This is a genomic window from Nocardiopsis sp. TNDT3, from assembly GCF_003427465.1.
Classification (GTDB): domain Bacteria; phylum Actinomycetota; class Actinomycetes; order Streptosporangiales; family Streptosporangiaceae; genus Nocardiopsis; species Nocardiopsis dassonvillei.
Map to the genome: position 1 here is coordinate 1 of NZ_QPFC01001436.1, position 1,198 is coordinate 1,198.

Below are 1,198 nucleotides of genomic sequence, written 5' to 3' on the forward strand. Positions count from 1 at the left end.
GCGGGCGGCCTCGGCGGCGGACAGGGACGCGGCCAGCGCGGCGAGGCGTTCGGTGGCAGGGTCGGCCAGGGGCTGGACGAGTGCGCTGAGGCGGTCGCCGTCCAGGTAGCCGGTGTGCAGCCCCTCGGGGCGGGTCTCGGCCCCGGCGAAGGCGGGGTGGCGCAGCGCCCGCACGAGCAGGTCGCGGTTGGTGCCCACCCCGTGCACGCGCGCGGCGGCCAGGGCCGCGGCCAAACGGCGCAGCGCGTCGCGGCGGTCGCGCCCGTGGGCGACGACCTTGGCGAGCAGGGGGTCGAAGTCCGCGCCGACGGTGTCGCCGGGTTCGACGCCGCTGTCCAGGCGCACCCCGAAGGCGGGCGGCGCGGCGAAGCGGGTGTCGGCGGGGACGTCGAAGGCGTGCAGGACGCCGGTGCGGGGCCGCCAGCCGTCGCGGGGGTCCTCGGCGTACAGGCGGGCCTGGACGGCGTGGCCGCGCGGCGCGGGCGGGCCGCCCCCGGGCAGGGCCTCGCCCTCGGCGACGCGGATCTGCCACTCGACCAGGTCCAGCCCGGTGACGCACTCGGTGACGGGGTGTTCGACCTGGAGCCGGGTGTTCATCTCCAGGAAGACCGGTTCGCCGAAGCCCTCCTCCCCCACGGGGACGAGGAACTCGGCCGTTCCGGCGCCGGTGTAGCCGATGGCGCGGGCCAGGCGGCGGGCGGCCTCGTGCAGGCGTTCGCGCAGGTCGTCGGGCAGGCCGGGGGCGGGCGTCTCCTCGACGACCTTCTGGTGGCGGCGCTGGAGGGAGCAGTCGCGTTCGCCCAGGGCCCACACGGTGCCGTGGGTGTCGGCCAGGACCTGCACCTCGACGTGGCGGCCGTGGGGGACGTAGGGCTCGCAGAACACCGCCGGGTCGCCGAAGGCCGAGGCCGCCTCGGCGCGGGCGGCGGCGGCCTCGGCGGGCAGGTCGGCCAGGTCGCGGACCACGCGCATGCCGCGTCCGCCGCCGCCGGAGACGGCCTTGACCAGCACGGGCAGGTGTTCGGGGCGCACCCGCTCGGGGTCCAGGGCGTCGGCGACGGGCACCCCGGCGTCCCGGGCGATGCGTTTGGCCCGGGTCTTGGCGCCCATGCTCTCGACGGCCTCGGCCGGGGGGCCGATCCAGGTCAGCCCGGCGCCGGTGACGGCGCGGGCCAGGGCGGGGTTCTCGGACAGGAAG

The 1,198-nt window shown here is 78.2% G+C and carries 1 pseudogene; it reads right to left on the minus strand.

Annotated features, from left to right (window positions below):
- Positions 1-1,198, minus strand: a pseudogene (locus tag DQW06_RS28625) (acety-l/propionyl-CoA carboxylase subunit alpha); the annotation flags it as partial.